Here is a 19,644-nt window from a genome sequence, read left to right on the forward strand (position 1 = left end):
ATGGACTTGGGCCGAGGGATAGCGCTTCCTATAATGCGCGCCCGCCCGAAAGTTGGCGATGGGAGTGATTGGGATGAGTACAGACGAGCGTTTTGGCGGCATCGCCCGGCTATATGGCCTGGAAGGACTTGCCCGGCTGCAGGCCGCCCATGTGGCTGTGGTCGGCATTGGCGGCGTGGGTTCCTGGGCGGCCGAGGCCCTGGCGCGCTCAGGGGTGGGGGAGATATCCCTGTTCGACCTGGATGACGTCTGCATCACCAACACCAATCGCCAGGTGCATGCCATCGAGGGAGCCGTGGGCAAGGCCAAGGTGGATGTGATGGCCGAGCGCCTTCGTGCCATCAACCCGGCTTGTGTCGTTCACGCCGTGGCCGACTTCGTGACCCGCGAGACCATGGCCGAGTACATCACGCCCGCACTGGACGCTGTGATCGACTGCATCGACAGCGTAGCGGCCAAAGCCGCGCTGATCGCTTGGTGCAAGCGACGCAAGATCCAGATCGTTACCACCGGCGGTGCAGGCGGCCAGGTGGACCCGGCCCAGATCCAGGTCGCCGACCTGAACAAGACCTTCAACGACCCGCTGGCGGCCAAGGTGCGTTCCACCCTGCGCCGCGACTACAACTTCTCCCGTACACCGGGGCGCACCTACAGCGTGCCCTGCGTGTTCTCGACGGAGCAGTTGCGCTACCCGAAGCCGGATGGCTCGGTGTGCCAACAGAAGAGTTTCGTCGGCGAAGGCGTGAAGCTGGACTGCGCTGGCGGATTCGGTGCGGTGATGATGGTGACCGCGACCTTCGGCATGGTAGCGGCAGCGAGGATTGTGGATAAGTTGGTGGCAGGGGCGCGCAGGCCGTCGGAGCGCCAGGCGGGCTAGGGACGGCTGCGCCGTCCTTTTGCGAATGAATTAGCCCCCAGAGTGCTCATGCCTGCGCCATTTCCCGCATTTTCTTGAGGACGGCGTTCAGGCCATTGCTGCGTGAAGGCGACAGTTGGCGGCCGAGGCCGAGCTGGCTGAACCAGTCCGCCAGATCGACGGCAGCCAGTTCGCCCGCCGACAGCCCTTCCACCCGTGCTACCAGCACTGCCAGCAGGCCGCGAATCAACCGGGCGTCGCTGGCAGCACGAAAGTGCCAATGCTCGTCTTGCCGTTCGCCCACGAGCCACACCTGGCTTTCACAGCCATGCACCCGATTGGTGTCGTTGCGCTCGGTATCCGTAAGCGGCTCCAGCCGCTCACCCCATTGCATCAATAGACGCGCGCGCTGTTCCCAGCCTCCGGCGGCAGTGAAGGCGTCCAGGGCTTCCTGTGCCTTTGCGGGTAGGCTCATCGCAGCAACTCCAGGGCCTTGTCCAGCGCGGTGAAGAACCGCTCCAGATCATCGCCGTTGTTATACAGGCCGAGGGACACGCGAACAGCACCTTGCACGCCAAGGGTCTGCATGAGCGGCATGGCACAGTGATGCCCGGCACGCACGGCAATACCCTGCTCGGTGAGAAGGTGGGCCAGGTCAGCGCTATGCACGCCATCGATGCTGAAACTGGCGAGCGCCAGTTCCGGGGCACCGAGGAGACGCACGCCGTCTCGTGCGCCAAGGCCGGCCAGTAGCTTGGCGTGAAGGGCCGCCTCATGCCCGGCGATGGCGGCAGCTTCCAGGTTGCCCAGGTAGTCCAGCGCCGCGCCCAGGCCGATAACCGAAGCAATCGCCGGGGTACCGGCTTCGAAGCCCAGGGGCGCGCCATGGAAATCGGCCGTCTGGTAGCCGGTGGTATGGACCATCTCACCTCCAAACTGCCAATGCTTCAGGCGGCCCAGGGCCTCGTTACGGCCATAGAGCACGCCGACGCCGTCCGGGCCGTAGAGCTTGTGGCTGGAGAATGTGTAGAAGTCGCAACCCATAGCCTGTACGTCATGGCGGCCATGGACTGCGCCCTGGGCACCGTCGACCACGGTAATGGCGCCTTGGCTGCGCGCCAGGGGCAGCAGTTCGGTCAGCGGCTGCCAGCGACCGAGCACATTGGACAGCTGACTCATCGCCAACAAGCGGGTACGCGGGCCAATCAACTGCCGGGCCTGCTCCAGATCTATCAGGCCACGATCATCCAGTGGCAGCACCACCAGCTTGAGCTGCCTGCGCAGGACGAGTTGCTGCCAGGGCAGCAGGTTGGCGTGATGCTCCAGCGCGCTGATGGCGATCTCATCGCCAGGCTGGAACAGGTGCTCCAGGCCGTAGGCCAGCAAGTTGATTGCCTCGGTGACGCCTCGGGTGAAGAGGATTTCCGCCGGATTCGCGGCATTCAGCCACTGCGCTGCGCGCATCCGGGTCCCTTCAAAGGCTCGGGTGGCGCGTTCTCCGGGCAAGTGTTGGGCGCGATGTACATTAGCCGCGCCACTGGCGTAGTAGCCGAGCAGGGCGTCGAGCACTGGCTGGGGCTTCTGCGAGGTGGCGGCACTGTCCAGATAGGTCTGCCCCTCGGCCGCCAGGGCCGAAAGGGCGGGGAAGTCGGAGCGCCAGGGTGAAATCAGGGACATGGCTTGCAGCACGCAAAATAAGGAGTGAAGCGTTGCGAATAACGGCCAGCTGAAACATGAACAGGCCCGGACACACGTTCTACTGAGTGTAAACGAGCGTCCGGGCCTGGTCGGAAACTGTCCCGAAGCCGAGGCTTCGGGACCATGGCTCAGTTGTGAGCGTGCAGGGCTTCGTTGAGTTCGATGGCAGTCTTGTTGGTCTTGCACTCAACGGCGCCGTTCTGCGAGTTGCGGCGGAACAGCAGGTCAGCCTGGCCAGCCAGGTCGCGGGCCTTGACCACTTTCACCAATTGGTTCTGGTCGTCCAGCAGGGCCACCTTGGTGCCAGCGGTGATGTACAGGCCGGCTTCAACGATATTGCGGTCACCCAGCGGAATGCCGATGCCGGCGTTGGCGCCGATCAGGCAGCCTTCGCCTACGGAGATGACGATGTTGCCGCCGCCGGACAGGGTGCCCATGGTGGAGCAACCGCCGCCCAGGTCCGAGCCTTTGCGTACGAAGACGCCTGCGGACACGCGGCCTTCGATCATGCCCGGACCTTCGGTACCGGCGTTGAAGTTGACGAAGCCTTCGTGCATCACGGTGGTGCCTTCACCCACGTAGGCGCCCAGGCGTACGCGGGCGGTATCGGCAATACGCACGCCGGCCGGAACCACGTAGTCGGTCATTTTCGGGAACTTGTCCACGGAGAAGACTTCCAGCAGCTCGCCCTTCAGGCGGGCTTCCAGCTGGCGCTCGGCCAGTTCGGCCAGGTCGACGGCGCCCTGGCTGGTCCAAGCCACGTTCGGCAGCAGCGGGAAAATGCCGGTCAGGTTCAGGCCATGGGGCTTGGCCAGGCGGTGAGACAGCAGGTGCAGCTTGAGGTAGGCCTCCGGGGTGGAGGTCAGGGCGGCGTCTTCGGCCAGCAGGGTGGCGACCAGCGGCTTGTGGCTTTCGGCCAGGCGGGTCAACAGGGCTGACTGCGCTGCGTCGATATCCTTGAGCACGGTCGCCAGTTGGGCGGCCTGGGCATTGCTGATGGTGATGGCCTGGTTGCCGGCACTGTAGCCGAGCACCGGGGCGACTGCAGCGACCAGTTGCTCGGACGGCTTGAGCAGCGGAAGGGCGTAGAAGACTTCCAGCCAGTTGCCCTGGCGATTCTGGGTACCGACGCCGAAGGCGATGCTGAAGAGAGCGTTGGACATGAGGATTCCTCTTGCTGAAGGGGTTGATCAGGCGGGGCGGCGGCTGAGCAGCAGGCCCAGGCCGGCGCTGCCCAGCAGGACAGCGCAGCCACGGTTGAACAGGCGCCGGGCACGAGGCCCGGCGAGCAGGCGGCCGAGATTCAGCCCGGCCAGGGCGTAAAGCAGGATGGCCAGCCATTCCAGGGCCAGGAAGGCCAGGCCTAGAGCCAGGAATTGCGGGCCGACCGCCTGCTGCGGATTGACGAACTGCGGCAGGAAGGCGGTGAAGATCAGGATCGCCTTAGGATTGCCCGCGGCTACCCAGAACTCTTGGCGCGACAGCTTCCACAGGGACAGGCGAACGACCTCGCCGGGTTCGGCGAAGTGGCCACCTGGTGCGCGCCAGAGCTGGTAGGCCAGCCAGAACAGGTAGCCGGCGCCCAGCAGCTTGATGGCCAGGAACAGCGTGGCCGAAGCCTGCAGGACCAGGGCCAGCCCTGAGGCGACGAGGGCGATCATTCCGGCGAAGGCCAGCAATCGTCCGGCACCAGCGAGGCAGGCGGGGCGCAGACCCTGGCGCGCTGCGTTATGCAGCGACAGCAGGTTGTTCGGCCCCGGCGCCATGTTCAGCGCGAAGCAGGCCGGGATGAAGAGCGCCCAGGCGATTTCCATGGTTACTTGAAGGCGGCCGCGTAAAGGTCCGGCTTGAAGCCAACCAGGGTGCGATCACCTAGGTCCAGCACCGGACGCTTGATCATCGAGGGCTGGGCCAGCATCAGGGCGATTGCCTTTTCCTGGTCAAGGTCGGCCTTCTGCGCGTCGTCCAGTTTGCGGAATGTGGTTCCGGCGCGGTTCAGGACGGTTTCCCAGCCGTGTTCGGCGCACCATTTGTCGAGATTGGCGCGATCGATGGCCGATGCCTTGTAGTCATGGAAGCTGTAGGCGACGCCTTGCTCTTCGAGCCAGGTGCGGGCCTTCTTCATGGTGTCGCACGCTTTGATGCCGTAGAGGGTGATGCTCATCGTGTATTTCCTTTGAATCTCACAGGCCCCTGATGAAGTCGCGGATACGTTCACCGGCTTCGACACACTCGGCCAGCGGGGCCACCAGGGCCATGCGTACGCGGCCCGCACCGGGGTTGAAGCCATTCACAGCGCGCGACAGGTAGGAGCCGGGGACCACGGTGACGTGCTCGCGGGCGAACAGTTCGCGGGTGAAGGTCTCGTCGTCCACCGGCGTCTTCGGCCAGAGATAGAAGCCGCCGTCCGGGCGCTGCACATCGAGGACCGGACCAAGGATATCCAGCATTGCGTCGAATTTCTCTCGGTACAGGGCGCGGTTGGCGCGCACGTGCACTTCGTCATTCCAGGCTGCGACGCTGGCCAGCTGGGTCTGCACAGGCATCGCACAGCCGTGGTAGGTGCGGTACAGCAGGAAGGACTTGAGGATGCCTGCGTCGCCGGCGACGAAGCCCGAGCGCAGGCCAGGCAGGTTGGAGCGCTTGGACAGGCTGTGGAACACGACGCAGCGCTTGAAGTCGGAGCGGCCGAGTTCGGCGCAAGCGGTGAGCAGTCCAGCCGGCGGGTTCTGCTCGTCGAAGTAGAGCTCGCTGTAGCACTCGTCGGCCGCGATCACGAAGTCGTGCTCGTCGGCCAGGGCGATCAGCTTCTTCAGGGTATCTACCGGGATCAGCGCGCCGGTAGGGTTGCCCGGAGAGCAGAGGAAGAGGACCTGGCAACGCTGCCAGACGTCAGCTGGAACGGCGTCGAAGTCCGGGTTGAAGCCGTTCTCCGCCAGGCATGGCAGGTAATGGGGCTCGGCACCGGCCAGCAGGGCTGCACCTTCGTAGATCTGGTAGAAGGGGTTCGGGCTGACTACCAGTCCGTTATCTGCACGATTGACCACTGCCTGGGTGAAAGCGAACAGCGCCTCGCGGGTGCCATTCACCGGCAGTACGTGGCGGGCAGCATCGAGCCAGCCACCCGGTACCTTGAAACGACGCTCGCACCATTGGGCAATGGCCTCGCGCAGCGCCGGAATGCCCAGGGTCGTGGGGTAGACCGCCAGTTGGTCGAGATTGGCCGACAGGGCTTCGGCGACGAAAGCCGGAGAGCGGTGCTTGGGTTCGCCGATGGACAGGGCGATGGCCTTCTTCTCCGCCGGTGACTGGGCGCCGGCCAGCAGGGCACGGAGTTTCTCGAAGGGGTAGGGCTGCAGATGATTCAGGGCGTCGTTCATGGTTGTAGGGCGTCAACAGGGAGGTCGTGGGTAAAACGGTGCAATCCGGCCTGCGGCCTTATTGCACCCTACGGGTTCAGATGCTTATTCGCGTGGGGTCCAGGCTCTGCCCATTGGCTTCGGACAACTGGGAGACGATCGCCTCCTGCAGCCGCAGGCAGAGCTCAGGGTCGGAGAGTGGCTGGTTGTCCGCATCGGTGACGAAGAAAACGTCTTCCACGCGCTCGCCCAGGGTGGCGATCTTGGCGTTCTGCAGCGACAGGTCGAACTCCAGGAAGATACGCCCGATGCGCGCCAGCAGGCCAGGGCGGTCGGGGGCGATCAGTTCGAGGATGGTCACCGGACGCTGCGCGTCATTGGAGATGGTCACTTGTGGCGGGAATGCAAAGTGCTTGAGCTGGCGCGGGACGCGGCGCTGGATGATGGCCGGGTACTCGTCCGGATTCTTCAGGGCGTCTATCAGGCCTTCACGGATTTCGCGGATACGCGCCGGGTTCTCGCCGATCCGCCCGCCGTCCGCGTCGAGCACGATGTAGGTGTCGAGGGTGAACTGGCTGGTGGACGTGATGATCCGTGCGTCATGAATGTTCAGATTCAACTGCGACATGGCCGCCACGGTCACGGCGAAGAAGTCGTGCTGGTCCGGCGCGTAGATGAATATCTGTGTAGCGCCTTCGAATTCGCGCTGGGCTGTTTCCTTGATCAGTACCAGCGGGTCGTTGCCGGCCGGATGCTGGAGTATCGCCTCGGTGTGCCAAACCACATCGCTGGCGGTATGGCGCAGGAAGTAGTCGTCGCCCAACTGGCTCCAGAGCTGTTCGGCCTCGTCCTGGTCGATGCCGTTGCGCACCAGGGTATCGATGGCGGCGGACTGGGTCTGGCGAATCTGCTCTTCGCGGTCCAGTGGATTTTCCAGGCCACGGCGCAATGCGCGCTTGGTCTCGGTGTAGAGCTGGCGCAGCAGGCTGGCGCGCCAGGAGTTCCAAAGGCTCGGGTTGGTGGCGTTGATATCGGCCACGGTGAGCACATAGAGGTAATCCAGACGGGTCTGGTCGCCTACCAGACGCGCGAAGTCGTAAATCACCTGCGGATCGGAAAGGTCCTTGCGCTGCGCTGTGGTGGACATCACCAGATGATGCTGCACCAGCCAGGCCACCAGTCGTGAGTCCCATACCGGCAACTGGTGTCGTGCGCAGAAGACCTCGGCATCCACGGCGCCCAGCTCGGAGTGGTCGCCGCCACGGCCCTTGCCGATGTCGTGGTAGAGCCCGGCGAGGTAGATCAGTTCGGGCTTGGGCAGCTTGTCCATCAGCTTGCTGGCCAGGGGGAATTTCTCCGCCAGCTCGGGCCACTTCAACTTGCGCAGGTGTTTGATCAGGTTGAGAGTGTGGGCATCCACCGTATAGATGTGGAACAGGTCGTGCTGCATCTGCCCGATGATCTGGCCGAACTCCGGTAGGTACAGGCCAAGGATGCCGTAGCGATTCATCCGGCGAAGATTGCGGTGGATGCCTTGGGCGGACTTGAACAGCTCGATGAACAGGCTGGTATTGCGGATGTCCTTGCGGAACTCGTCGTCGATCAGATGACGGCTTTCACGCAGCAGGCGAATGGTATCGGCGCGAACGCCCTTGATCTCTGGGTGCTGGGCCATCAGCACGAAGATTTCCAGCATTGCGAAGGGCGTGCGCTTGAAGACGTTCGGGTGGGTCACCTCGATGTAGCCGTCGCGCAGCTGGAAGCGGCTGTTGAGCGGCTGTGCCTGACCGGTTTCCCCTGCACGCAGGATGACTTCCTCGAAATGCTGGTTGATCAGGTCGCTGAGTTCGGAGACGCCCATCACCACCCGGTAGTACTTCTGCATGAAACGTTCGATGTTGAGCTTGCCGTCTCCGTCCCCGAAGCCGAGGAGGGCGGCGATCTTGCGTTGGTGGTCGAACAGCAGTCGGTCTTCGGCTCGACCGGCGAGCATGTGCAGCGCGTAGCGGACCTTCCAGAGAAACTCCTGGCTGGAGGCCAGCATGCTGCACTCGCTTTCTACAAGGAAGCCTTGCTGCACCAGGCCGTGCAGGTTGAGGCTGCCGAACTGCCGGCGAGCGACCCAGAGAATGGTCTGGATGTCACGCAGGCCGCCGGGGGAACCCTTCACATTGGGTTCCAGGTTGTATTCGGTGTCGTTGTATTTGGCGTGGCGTGCCTTCTGCTCGGTGCGCTTGGAGAGGAAGAAGTGCTTGCTCGGCCACATCTGCTCGGGGCTGGTGACGTCCAGCATGCGCTGACGCAGGTGCTCGGGACCAGCAATGGTGCGGCTTTCCATCAGGTTGGTGATCACCGTCAGGTCGGCACGTGCTTCTTCGGCGCATTCGGCAACCGAGCGAACGCTCTGACCGACTTCCAGGCCGATGTCCCAGAGCAGGGTGAGGAAGCCTTCGATGGGCGCGCGGAAGACTTCGTGGTCGGCGCTGTCCAGCAGGATCAGCAGGTCGATGTCAGAGTAAGGATGCAGCTCGCCGCGACCATAGCCGCCCACTGCCAGCAGGGCGATGTCGGCATCTTCGCTCCAATCGAAGCGCTCCCAGGCCGCCCGCAGTATCTGGTCGACGAACCAGGCACGATCCTCCACCAGGCGACGGATGTCGCGACCGTTGGTGAAACGGTTGTCGAGCACGTCGCGGGCCTGGCGGATGGCTTTCTTGAAGGCAGCGATGGGGCTGGACTTCAAGGCCAGTTCCGCCTGGAACTGCCCGCGGTCGAACAACTCGGGATCCACCTGCGGCATGGGGCGGCATTCCTTATATAGGTTGTTGATCAGGACGAGGTGCGCGGCAGGGTATCGTCGCTGCGCAGGGTGAGGATCTCATAGCCGTCGGCGGTGACCAGTACGGTGTGCTCCCACTGTGCGGAGAGCTTGCGGTCCTTGGTGATGGCGGTCCAGCCGTCGCCGAGCAAGCGCGTTTCCGGGCGGCCCTGGTTGATCATCGGCTCGATGGTGAAGGTCATGCCTTCCTTGAGTTCCATGCCGGTGCCGGCGCGGCCGTAGTGCAGGACCTGGGGTTCTTCGTGGAACACGGCACCGATGCCGTGGCCGCAGTACTCACGGACCACGGAGTAGCCCTGCTTCTCGGCATACTTCTGGATCACCTCGCCGATGTCGCCCAGGCGAGCGCCAGGCTTGACCAGCTCGATGCCCTTGTACATGCATTCCTGGGTCACGCGGCAGAGCTTGTCCGCCCATTCCGGCGCCTTGCCCACCATGAACATCTTGCTGGTGTCGCCGTGGTAGCCGTCCTTGATGACGGTGACGTCGATATTAACGATGTCGCCATCCTTCAGCGGCTTCTCGTTGGGAATGCCGTGGCACACCACGTGGTTGATCGAGGTGCAGATCGACTTGGGGAAACCCTTGTAATTGAGGGGCGCGGGGATGGCCTGCTGCACGTTGACGATGTAGTCATGGCAGATGCGGTCCAGTTCGTCGGTGGTCACGCCGGCTTTGACATGCTCGCCGATCATCTCCAGCACTTCGGCGGCCAGGCGGCCGGCAACGCGCATTTTCTCGATTTCTGCGGGCGTCTTGATGGTGACGGTCATATTGGCTCTCGGGCGCAAACGGAAAAGGCTTGATATTAACAGCTTCAAGCCGCAAGCCATAAGCGGCTGGCAGCAAGCGGCCTGTTTTGCTGGGCATTGTTCCAGTAGCTTGGGTCTGCTTTTTGTGCTATAAAACGCGCCGCTTTACGGACGACCTGTCTGCAAGGCACAAACCCACACACGTATCGACACGATTTCCTGGGTGCCCGCAAGGGTTGGAAATTGGGATGCGTGGAGGCCTAACCCGACTATCGAGGAATAGAAATGTCCCAAGTCAATATGCGCGATATGCTGAAGGCCGGTGTGCACTTCGGCCACCAGACCCGTTACTGGAACCCGAAAATGGGCAAGTACATTTTCGGCGCGCGTAACAAGATCCACATCATCAACCTTGAAAAAACCCTGCCGATGTTCAATGAAGCTCTGTCCTTCGTTGAGAAACTGGCTGTAGGCAAGAACAAGGTTCTGTTCGTCGGCACCAAGCGTTCCGCTGGCAAGATCGTTCGCGAAGAAGCTGCTCGTTGCGGCTCCCCGTACGTCGATCACCGCTGGCTGGGCGGCATGCTGACCAACTACAAGACCATCCGTCAGTCCATCAAGCGTCTGCGCGACCTGGAAACCCAGGCCCAGGACGGCACCTTCGCCAAACTGACCAAGAAAGAAGCCCTGATGCGTACCCGCGACCTCGAGAAGCTCGAGCGCAGCCTGGGTGGTATCAAGGATATGGGCGGCCTGCCGGACGCTCTGTTCGTGATCGACGTTGACCACGAGCGCATCGCCATCAGCGAAGCCAACAAGCTGGGTATCCCGGTAATCGGCGTAGTCGATACCAACAGCAGCCCTGAAGGCGTTGATTACGTCATTCCGGGTAACGACGACGCCATTCGCGCCGTTCAGCTGTACCTGGCCAGCGTTGCTGATGCTGTAATCCGCGGCCGTCAGAATGCCGTTGGTGGCCCTGACGAGTTCGTTGAAGAAGCTGCTTCCGAGGCCGCTGAAGGCTGATTTGACAGCCCTCTAGCGTTACCCGGTGCGCAAGAAGGGGGCTAGGCCCCCTTTTTGCCACCTCCGAATTGTGAATGCCCGGATTCCGGGCTGAATGGTTGAAAACCTATTCAAGAGGATTGCGACATGGCAGAGATTACTGCAGCCCTGGTTAAAGAACTGCGCGAGCGTACCGGCCTCGGCATGATGGATTGCAAGAAGGCCCTGACCGCCGCTGACGGCGACATCGAAAAGGCCATCGACGACATGCGTGCCGCTGGTGCCATCAAGGCTGCCAAGAAGGCTGGCAACATCGCCGCCGAAGGTGCCATCGCTGTCAAGGTTGCTGACGACAATAAGGTTGCCGTCATCATCGAAGTCAACTCCCAGACCGACTTCCTGGCCCTGCAGGACGACTTCAAATCCTTCGTTGCCGCTTCCCTGGAACAGGCTTTCAACGAGAAGCTGACCGACGCTGCTCCGCTGGTTGAGTCCCGCGAAGAGGCTCGCCTGGCCCTGGTTTCCAAGACCGGTGAGAACGTCAACATCCGTCGTCTGAGCCGCGTTGAAGGTGACGTGGTTGGCGCCTACCTGCACGGCCACCGCATCGGCGTAGTCGTGAACCTGAAGGGTGGCAACCCGGAGCTGGCCAAGGACATCGCCATGCACGTGGCAGCCAGCAATCCGCAGTTCCTGAGCTCGTCCCAGGTTTCCGAAGAAGCCATCGCCAAGGAAAAGGAAATCTTCCTGGCCCTGAACGCCGACAAGATCGCCGGCAAGCCGGAAAACATCGTCGAGAACATGGTCAAGGGCCGTATCGCCAAGTTCCTGGCCGAGGCCAGCCTGGTCGAGCAGCCTTTCGTCAAGGATCCGGAAGTCAAGGTAGGTGATCTGGCCAAGAAAGCCGGCGCCGAGATCGTTTCCTTCGTTCGTTATGAAGTAGGTGAAGGCATCGAGAAAGTCGAAGTCGACTTCGCTGCCGAAGTAGCTGCTCAAGTCGCTGCTACCAAGCAATAAGACGGCTCCGGCTGTCGCCCCAAGAGGCTGCCCGCTCACGCGCGCGGCCTCTTCGTCAAACTGGGGAGCCATTTTGGGGTGGCTTCCACGGCGGGCCCGGTTGTCGGGCACCAACCGCCGTTTGCGCAGTCTCAGGACTCGCCAGTACATCGGGCCTTTAGGCCCAAGAATTCAATAGCGCCGCAGGAGAGATACGCAATGGCTCAGCAGGTGAGTGGTCGCCAACCTCGCTATAAACGCATTCTGCTCAAACTCAGCGGTGAGGCCCTGATGGGGTCCGAGGAGTTCGGTATCGATCCGAAGGTCCTCGATCGCATGGCGCTGGAGATCGGCCAACTGGTCGGTATCGGCGTGCAGGTCGGCCTGGTAATCGGCGGCGGCAATCTTTTCCGCGGTGCGGCCCTCAGCGCCGCTGGCATGGACCGCGTGACCGGCGACCACATGGGCATGCTGGCTACCGTGATGAATGCCCTTGCCATGCGCGATGCGCTGGAACGTTCCAATATCCCGGCCATCGTGATGTCGGCGATATCCATGGTCGGCGTGACCGATCACTACGACCGCCGCAAGGCCATGCGCCACCTGGCTTCCGGCGAAGTGGTGATCTTCTCTGCCGGTACCGGCAACCCCTTCTTCACCACTGACTCGGCCGCGTGCCTGCGTGCCATCGAGGTGGATGCGGACGTGGTACTGAAAGCCACCAAGGTCGATGGCGTGTACACTGCCGACCCGTTCAAGGACCCCAATGCCGAGAAATTCGAGCGCCTGACCTACGACGAGGTGCTGGATCGCAAGCTGGGCGTCATGGATCTCACGGCCATCTGTCTGTGCCGTGACCAGAAGATGCCGCTGCGGGTCTTCAATATGAATAAACCGGGTGCCTTGCTGAACATCGTGGTTGGCGGCGCCGAAGGAACCCTGATCGAGGAGGGCGAACAGTGATCAACGAGATCAAGCAAGAAGCGCAGGAGCGCATGAAGAAAACCCTGGAATCGCTGGATCATGCTTTCGCCAAGATCCGCACCGGGCGCGCGCATCCGAGCATCCTGGATAGCGTGATGGTGTCCTACTACGGTACTGACACTCCGCTGCGCCAGGTTGCCAACGTGATTGCCGAGGACTCCCGTACCCTGGCCCTGACCGTGTTCGACAAGAGCATGATCCAGGCTGTGGAAAAGGCCATCATGACCTCCGACCTGGGCCTGAACCCGGCCACTGCCGGCACCACCATTCGCGTACCGATGCCCGCGCTGACCGAGGAAACCCGCAAGGGTTTCACCAAGCAGGCGCGAGCTGAAGCCGAGAACGCCCGTGTTGCCGTGCGCAACATCCGTCGCGATGCCCTGGCGCAGCTGAAGGACCTGGTCAAGGAAAAGGAAATCAGCGAAGACGACGAGCGTCGTGGCGCTGATGACGTCCAGAAGCTGACCGACAAGTTCGTCGGCGAAGTCGACAAGGCTCTGGAAAACAAAGAAAAAGACCTGATGGCCGTCTGACGTCCGGAATCGTCATGGACAAGAACCAGCAAGGCGCGAACCCCGCGGTGCCACGGCATGTGGCGATTATCATGGACGGTAACAACCGTTGGGCGAAGAAGCGTCTGCTGCCTGGCGTAGCCGGCCACAAGGCCGGCGTGGATGCGGTCCGGGCTGTGATCGAGGTGTGCGCCGAGGCAGGCGTCGAAGTGCTCACCCTGTTCGCCTTCTCCAGTGAGAACTGGCAGCGCCCGGCTGACGAGGTGAGCGCCCTGATGGAGCTGTTCCTGGGGGCGCTGCGCCGTGAGGCACGGCGCCTGAACCAGAATGACATCCGGCTGCGCATCATCGGCGATCGCTCGCGCTTCCATCCGGAGTTGCAGGCCGCCATGCGCGAAGCCGAACAGTTGACCGCCAGCCATCAGAAGTTCGTCCTCCAGGTCGCCGCCAACTATGGCGGTCAGTGGGACATCACCCAGGCCGCACAGCGCCTGGCGCGAGAGGTCCAGGCTGGTCACCTGCAAGTGGACGATATTTCCCCGCAGTTGCTGCAAAGTTGCCTGGTTACCGGCGACCTGCCGCTGCCCGACCTGTGCATCCGCACCGGTGGCGAGCACCGCATCAGCAACTTCCTGCTTTGGCAGCTCGCTTATGCAGAGCTGTATTTCTCCGATCTCTACTGGCCCGACTTCAAGCACGAAGCCATGCGTAAGGCGCTGACCGACTACGCAAAGCGCCAGCGTCGCTTCGGCAAGACGAGCGAGCAGCTAGAAGCCGAGGCCCGAGCCAAATGCTGAAACAACGCGTCATCACCGCGCTGGTGTTGCTGCCCATTGCCCTTGCGGGTTTCTTCTGGCTGGACGGTGGCGCCTTCGCGCTGTTCATCGGTGCCGTTGTGAGCCTCGGTGCCTGGGAATGGGCGCGCCTGGCGGGCTTCTCTTCCCAGCCCTTGCGCGTCGCTTACGGACTTCTCGTGGCGGCGCTGCTCTATGGGCTTTATCTCGTGCCGGCCATGGCGCCCCTGGTACTGGTGCTTGGTGTGCTCTGGTGGGGGGCTGCCACGGTTTTCGTGTTGGGATACCCCGAAACCAGCCGCTACTGGGGTGGAACACCTGGCAAGCTGGTCATCGGTTTGTTGATCCTGCTGCCCGCCTGGCAGGGCCTGATCCTGTTCAAGCAGTGGCCGCTGGCCAACTGGCTGATCCTGGCAGTGATGGTGCTGGTCTGGGCAGCCGATATCGGCGCCTATTTCTCCGGCAAGGCTTTCGGTAAACGCAAGCTTGCGCCTCAGGTGAGTCCCGGTAAGAGCTGGGAAGGCCTGGTGGGTGGATTGCTGGCCAGTCTCCTGATTACCGCAGGTGTCGGTTTCTATCGTGGATGGGTCGGTTCCGAGCTGTTGCTGGCCTTGGTGGGTGCAGCCCTGGTTGTGCTGATCTCGGTGGTAGGGGACCTGACCGAAAGCATGTTCAAGCGTCAGTCCGGCATCAAGGACAGCAGCAATCTGCTGCCGGGCCACGGTGGCGTACTGGACCGAATCGATAGCCTGACCGCGGCCATCCCGCTGTTCGCCGCGCTGCTCTGGGCCGCTGGCTGGGGAGCCCTGTGACTCAGCCGCAACGCATTACCGTTCTGGGTGCGACTGGCTCGATAGGTCTCAGCACCCTCGACGTCATAGGTCGTCATCCTGATCGCTATCAGGCTTTCGCGCTCAGTGGCTTCAGTCGCCTGAGCGAGTTGGAGGCGCTGTGTCTGCGCTATCGGCCCGAGTTCGCTGTGGTGCCGGACGCCGATTCCGCCCGTCACTTGCAAGGCGGCCTGCTGGCGGCCGGATTGCACACTCGCGTCCTGGTTGGCGAGCAGGGTCTTTGCGAAGTCGCTGCGCATCCGCAGGTCGACGCAGTAATGGCCGCTATTGTCGGTGCCGCCGGCCTCAAGCCTACCCTGGCAGCCGTGGAGGCTGGCAAACGCGTGCTGCTGGCCAACAAGGAAGCGCTGGTCATGTCCGGCGCCCTATTCATGCAGGCCGTACGCAAGAGCGGATCCGTGCTGCTGCCCATCGACAGCGAGCACAACGCGATCTTTCAGTGCCTGCCTCGGGATTACGCTCAGGGTTTGGCTCCCGTAGGCGTTCGGCGCATCCTGCTGACCGCCTCAGGCGGTCCGTTCCGTGAGATGCCGCTGGCGCAACTGCCGGATGTTTCGCCCGAGCAAGCCTGCGCCCACCCGAATTGGTCCATGGGGCGAAAGATCTCCGTTGATTCGGCCAGCATGATGAACAAGGGTCTCGAGCTGATCGAAGCCTGCTGGCTTTTCGATGCGCGGCCGGCCCAGGTTGAAGTGGTGATACATCCGCAGAGTGTTATCCACTCCCTGGTGGACTACGTGGATGGTTCGGTACTGGCGCAGCTCGGCAATCCGGACATGCGCACCCCCATCGCCCACGCAATGGCTTGGCCGGAGCGCATCGATTCCGGTGTGTCGCCGCTGGACTTGTTCGCGGTGGCTCGTCTGGACTTCCAGGCGCCGGACGAAGAGCGCTTCCCATGCCTGCGTCTTGCGCGGCAGGCGGCAGAGGAGGGGGGCAGCGCCCCGGCGATGCTCAATGCCGCCAACGAGGTGGCTGTGGCGGCATTCCTGGATAGGCGCATCCGCTTCACAGAGATCGCGAGTATCATCGACGAAGTGCTGAACCGCGAAGCGGCGAATGCGGTCGAAACGCTGGATTCCGTACTGCTGGCGGATGCCCGTGCTCGGGCGGCGGCGCAGCAGTGGTTAGTCCGTCAAGGGCGGTAACAGGTGGCCTAGACAGCCCGCCTGTTCCGGAGGAAACCGATGAGCGCTCTATACATGATTGTTGGCACCCTGATCGCCCTCGGGGTGCTGGTGACCTTCCACGAGTTTGGTCACTTCTGGGTTGCACGGCGCTGCGGGGTCAAGGTCCTGCGCTTTTCCGTGGGCTTCGGCAAGGCCCTGTTCCGCTGGCATGATCGCCACGGCACCGAGTTCGTAGTCGCTGCCATCCCCCTCGGTGGGTACGTGAAGATGTTGGACGAGCGCGAGGCTGAAGTGCCCGAAGAGCTGCTTGGTCAGTCCTTCAATCGCAAACCTGTTGGGCAGCGCATCGCCATTGTGGCTGCCGGTCCCATCGCCAACTTCCTACTCGCACTGCTGTTCTTCTGGGTACTGGCCATGCTCGGCAGTCAGCAGGTGAAGCCGGTGATAGGCAGCATTGCGCCGGACAGCATTGCTGCCCGTGCCGGTCTTGAAGCTGGCGAAGAAATCATTTCTGTAGATGGTGAGGTCGTCACTGGCTGGTCGCAGGTCAACCTTCAGCTGGTGCGCCGTCTGGGTGAAAGCGGCACGCTGCGGGTGAGTGTGCGCGAGTCCGGTGCTTCGACCGAGCAAAGCCATGAGCTGCAGTTGAGCAACTGGCTCAAAGGCGTCGACGAGCCCGATCCGATCGGCGCCCTTGGTATCACGCCCTGGCGCCCGGCGATTCCGCCGATTCTCGCTGAACTCGATCCGAAAGGCCCTGCCCAGGCTGCCGGTCTCAAGCTTGGCGACCGCCTGTTGGCACTTGATGGGCAGCCTCTGGACGATTGGCAGCAGGTGGTGGAGCGGGTCCGCAAACGTCCTGCTGAGCGCGTTACCTTGCGTGTCGAGAGCGATGGGCATGTGCGCGATGTTCAATTGAGCCTGGCTGCTCGGGGCGAAGGCGAAGCTCGCAGTGGCTACCTGGGCGCTGGGGTGAAAGGTGTGGATTGGCCCGCTGAAATGCTACGGGAGGTCAGTTTCGGACCGCTGGATGCTGTTACCGAAGCGATGGCCAGAACCTGGTCCATGAGCCTGCTAACTCTGGATTCCTTAAAGAAAATGTTGCTTGGCGAGCTCTCGGTAAAAAACTTGAGCGGGCCGATAACCATTGCTAAAGTGGCGGGCGCTTCGGCCCAGTCCGGGGTGGGGGATTTTCTGAACTTCCTCGCCTATCTGAGCATAAGCCTGGGGGTTCTCAATCTGTTGCCAATTCCTGTCCTGGACGGGGGGCACCTGCTGTTCTACTTGATCGAACTGGTGCGGCGTCGCCCAGTATCGGAGCGGGTGCAGGCTTGGGGGGTGCAGATCGGTATCAGTCTGGTCGTGGGGGTGATGTTGCTCGCCCTGGTTAACGATCTGAGCCGTCTGTAACGAGTCACTGAATTTCGAGTCTGCCGCCTTGTGCGGCAGATTCTTTATTACCGGTTGGAATAAAAAAGGACTTCATGAAACGCCTGCTGCTACCTGCGGTGCTTGCCGCACTCATGATCGCCGAGGTTCACGCCGAGTCCTTCAACATCTCCGACATTCGCGTCAACGGCCTGCAGCGGGTTTCCGCTGGCAGCGTGTTCGGCGCACTTCCGCTCAACGTCGGTGACACCGCGGACGACCGTCGTCTGGTCGAAGCTACCCGCGCACTGTTCAAGACCGGCTTCTTCCAGGATATCCAACTGGGTCGCGATGGCGATGTGCTGGTCATTACCGTAGTCGAGCGCCCGTCGATTTCCAGCATCGAGATCGAAGGCAACAAGGCCATCAGCACCGAAGACCTGCTCAAAGGGCTAAAACAGTCGGGCCTTGCCGAAGGTGAAATCTTCCAGCGCGCGACCCTTGAAGGTGTGCGTAACGAACTGCAGCGCCAGTACGTGGCCCAAGGCCGATACTCCGCCGAGATCGAGGCTGATGTGAATCCGCAGCCGCGTAACCGCGTAGCGCTGAAGATCAAGATCAACGAAGGCTCCGTTGCGGCCATCCAGCACATCAACATCGTCGGCAATACTGTCTTCTCTGATGAAGACCTGATCGACCTGTTCGAACTGAAGACCACCAACTGGCTGTCCTTCTTCAAGAACGACGACAAGTACGCCCGCGAGAAACTCTCCGGTGACTTGGAGCGTCTGCGCTCCTACTACCTGGACCGCGGCTACATCAACATGGATATCTCCTCCACCCAGGTATCCATCACTCCGGACAAGAAGCACGTCTACGTCACCGTGAACGTGGACGAGGGCGAGAAGTACACCGTCAGCGACGTCAAGCTCTCCGGTGACCTGAAGGTTCCCGAAGACGAAGTGAAGAAGCTGCTGCTGGTGCAGAAGGGGCAGGTCTTCTCGCGCAAGGTAATGACTACCACTTCCGAGCTGATAACCCGTCGCCTGGGTAACGAGGGCTATACCTTCGCCAACGTGAACGGCGTCCCGGAGGCCCATGACGAGGACAACACCGTTTCCATCACCTTCGTGGTCGATCCGGGTAAACGTGCCTACGTCAACCGTATCAACTTCCGCGGCAACACCAAGACCGAAGACGAAGTACTGCGCCGCGAAATGCGTCAGATGGAAGGTGGCTGGGCCTCGACCTACCTCATCGACCAGTCCAAGACTCGTCTTGAGCGTCTCGGCTTCTTCAAGGAAGTCAACGTCGAGACCCCGCAGGTGCCTGGCACCGACGACCAGGTCGACGTGAACTACACCGTGGAAGAGCAGCCGTCCGGCTCCATCACCGCCAGCGTGGGCTTCGCCCAGAGTGCGGGCCTGATCCTGGGCGGCTCCATCAGCCAGAACAACTTCCTGGGCACCGGTAACAAGGTCAGCATTGGCCTGACGCGTTCCGAGTACCAGACCCGCTACAACTTCGGTTTCGTTGACCCCTACTGGACACCGGACGGCGTGAGCCTGGGCTACAACGCCTTCTATCGCAGCACCGACTACGACGACCTCGACGTGGACGTATCCAGCTATGCGGTGGACAGCTACGGCGCGGGCGTCAGCATCGGCTACCCGATCAGTGAGACCGGGCGCCTTACCTACGGCCTGACCGTGCAGCAGGACAAGATCAACACCGGCATCTATACCGTCGACGAGATCTTTGACTTCATCGATCAGGAAGGCGACAGCTACCTGAACTTCAAGGGCTCCATCGGCTGGTCCGAATCGACCCTGAACAAAGGCGTGCTGGCCACTCGTGGTCATTCCCAGAGCCTGGTGCTGGAAAGCACCATTCCGGGTAGCGACCTGTCGTTCTACAAGCTCGACTACCGCGGTCAGTTGTTCACTCCGCTGAGCCAGAACACTGCCCTGCGCTGGCACACCGAGTTGGGCTACGGCGACAGCTACGGCTCCACTTCCGAGCTGCCGTTCTACGAGCATTACTTCGCGGGTGGCTTCAACTCCGTGCGTGGCTTCGAAGACAGCAGCCTGGGCCCACGCAGCACACCGAGCAAAGGTACCAAGCCGGGCACTGCTTTCGACCCGGACCAGGATCCGCTGCCTTTCGGTGGCAACGTTCTGATCCAGGGTGGTGTCGAGTTGCTGTTCCCGATGCCATTCGTCAAGGACCAGCGCCAGTTGCGTACTGTGCTGTTCTGGGATGTGGGTAACGTATTCGATACCAGTTGCTCGTCTACTGCGACCAACTGCAGCAGCATCAACGCCGGTGACCTGGCCAGTTCCGTGGGTGTCGGCCTGACCTGGATCACTGCATTGGGTCCGCTGAGCTTCAGTCTGGGCATGCCTGTCAAGAAACCGGACAATGCCGATACCCAGGTGTTCCAGTTCTCTCTGGGCCAGACCTTCTAAGTGTTATTTCAAGACAACAGTAAGTGTTGCAG

General features: G+C 62.0%; 18 protein-coding genes. 10 read left to right on the forward strand and 8 right to left on the reverse strand.

The window, feature by feature from the left end; translation table 11 throughout:
- Window positions 1–73 precede the first annotated feature (73 nt).
- The gene (gene tcdA, locus E8E75_RS08720) at window positions 74–877 is read left to right on the forward strand and encodes a tRNA cyclic N6-threonylcarbamoyladenosine(37) synthase TcdA (RefSeq protein ID WP_153920822.1); all 804 of its coding nucleotides are present in this window, start codon (window positions 74–76) and stop codon (window positions 875–877) included.
- Window positions 878–923: 46 nt separating this feature from the next.
- Here tcdA and E8E75_RS08725 read toward each other — a convergent pair whose 3' ends face one another.
- The 8 genes from E8E75_RS08725 to map all read right to left on the reverse strand — a co-directional run bounded on the left by E8E75_RS08725 (window position 924) and on the right by map (window position 9,525).
- Window positions 924–1,331: a SufE family protein gene (locus E8E75_RS08725; RefSeq protein WP_120654849.1), complete on the reverse strand. Its 408-nt coding sequence runs from the start codon at window positions 1,329–1,331 to the stop codon at window positions 924–926.
- A complete protein-coding gene (locus E8E75_RS08730; protein WP_153920824.1) occupies window positions 1,328–2,533 on the reverse strand; it encodes a cysteine desulfurase in 1,206 nt (401 codons plus the stop codon). Before E8E75_RS08730 ends, E8E75_RS08725 begins: the two co-directional genes overlap by 4 nt.
- Before the next feature lie 149 nt (window positions 2,534–2,682).
- Complete coding sequence (gene dapD / locus E8E75_RS08735) at window positions 2,683–3,717, reverse strand: 2,3,4,5-tetrahydropyridine-2,6-dicarboxylate N-succinyltransferase (RefSeq protein WP_120654851.1); 1,035 nt, start codon at window positions 3,715–3,717, stop codon at window positions 2,683–2,685.
- A gap of 27 nt (window positions 3,718–3,744) precedes the next feature.
- Window positions 3,745–4,368: a LysE family translocator gene (locus E8E75_RS08740; protein ID WP_153920826.1), complete on the reverse strand. Its 624-nt coding sequence runs from the start codon at window positions 4,366–4,368 to the stop codon at window positions 3,745–3,747.
- A gap of 2 nt (window positions 4,369–4,370) precedes the next feature.
- Window positions 4,371–4,718: an ArsC family reductase gene (locus E8E75_RS08745; protein WP_120654853.1), complete on the reverse strand. Its 348-nt coding sequence runs from the start codon at window positions 4,716–4,718 to the stop codon at window positions 4,371–4,373.
- A 19-nt stretch (window positions 4,719–4,737) separates the two neighbouring features.
- Window positions 4,738–5,934, reverse strand: a complete 1,197-nt coding sequence (gene dapC, locus E8E75_RS08750; RefSeq protein WP_120654854.1) for a succinyldiaminopimelate transaminase — start codon at window positions 5,932–5,934, stop codon at window positions 4,738–4,740.
- A gap of 76 nt (window positions 5,935–6,010) precedes the next feature.
- The gene (locus tag E8E75_RS08755) at window positions 6,011–8,713 is read right to left on the reverse strand and encodes a [protein-PII] uridylyltransferase (protein ID WP_120654855.1); all 2,703 of its coding nucleotides are present in this window, start codon (window positions 8,711–8,713) and stop codon (window positions 6,011–6,013) included.
- 29 nt (window positions 8,714–8,742) lie between these two features.
- A complete protein-coding gene (gene map, locus E8E75_RS08760; RefSeq protein ID WP_120654856.1) occupies window positions 8,743–9,525 on the reverse strand; it encodes a type I methionyl aminopeptidase in 783 nt (260 codons plus the stop codon).
- A gap of 264 nt (window positions 9,526–9,789) precedes the next feature.
- Between map and rpsB the strand changes: the two genes are divergently transcribed.
- The 9 genes from rpsB to bamA all read left to right on the forward strand — a co-directional run bounded on the left by rpsB (window position 9,790) and on the right by bamA (window position 19,612).
- Window positions 9,790–10,530, forward strand: a complete 741-nt coding sequence (gene rpsB, locus E8E75_RS08765; RefSeq protein ID WP_280358544.1) for a 30S ribosomal protein S2 — start codon at window positions 9,790–9,792, stop codon at window positions 10,528–10,530.
- 126 nt (window positions 10,531–10,656) lie between these two features.
- Complete coding sequence (gene tsf, locus E8E75_RS08770) at window positions 10,657–11,526, forward strand: translation elongation factor Ts (RefSeq protein WP_120654858.1); 870 nt, start codon at window positions 10,657–10,659, stop codon at window positions 11,524–11,526.
- 198 nt (window positions 11,527–11,724) lie between these two features.
- Window positions 11,725–12,468 (forward strand): UMP kinase, encoded by a 744-nt coding sequence (gene pyrH / locus E8E75_RS08775; protein WP_077527672.1) that lies wholly within the window; start codon window positions 11,725–11,727, stop codon window positions 12,466–12,468.
- Window positions 12,465–13,022 (forward strand): ribosome recycling factor, encoded by a 558-nt coding sequence (frr, locus tag E8E75_RS08780; protein ID WP_120654859.1) that lies wholly within the window; start codon window positions 12,465–12,467, stop codon window positions 13,020–13,022. The genes pyrH and frr overlap by 4 nt, the downstream gene beginning before the upstream one ends.
- 14 nt (window positions 13,023–13,036) lie before the next feature.
- Window positions 13,037–13,798, forward strand: coding sequence for a polyprenyl diphosphate synthase (gene uppS / locus E8E75_RS08785; RefSeq protein ID WP_120654860.1), 762 nt, complete (start codon window positions 13,037–13,039; stop codon window positions 13,796–13,798).
- Window positions 13,792–14,607, forward strand: coding sequence for a phosphatidate cytidylyltransferase (locus tag E8E75_RS08790; protein WP_120654861.1), 816 nt, complete (start codon window positions 13,792–13,794; stop codon window positions 14,605–14,607). Before uppS ends, E8E75_RS08790 begins: the two co-directional genes overlap by 7 nt.
- Window positions 14,604–15,794 carry a 1-deoxy-D-xylulose-5-phosphate reductoisomerase gene (ispC, locus tag E8E75_RS08795; RefSeq protein ID WP_120654862.1) on the forward strand — a complete coding sequence of 397 codons (1,191 nt, stop codon included), beginning with the start codon at window positions 14,604–14,606 and terminating at the stop codon, window positions 15,792–15,794. Before E8E75_RS08790 ends, ispC begins: the two co-directional genes overlap by 4 nt.
- Window positions 15,795–15,833: 39 nt before the next feature.
- Window positions 15,834–17,186: a sigma E protease regulator RseP gene (gene rseP, locus E8E75_RS08800; RefSeq protein WP_153920830.1), complete on the forward strand. Its 1,353-nt coding sequence runs from the start codon at window positions 15,834–15,836 to the stop codon at window positions 17,184–17,186.
- Window positions 17,187–17,260: 74 nt separating this feature from the next.
- Window positions 17,261–19,612, forward strand: coding sequence for an outer membrane protein assembly factor BamA (gene bamA / locus E8E75_RS08805; RefSeq protein WP_120654864.1), 2,352 nt, complete (start codon window positions 17,261–17,263; stop codon window positions 19,610–19,612).
- The last annotated feature ends 32 nt before the right edge of the window (window positions 19,613–19,644 follow it).

This window comes from Pseudomonas sp. BN606, from assembly GCF_029873115.1.
Lineage (GTDB): Bacteria > Pseudomonadota > Gammaproteobacteria > Pseudomonadales > Pseudomonadaceae > Metapseudomonas.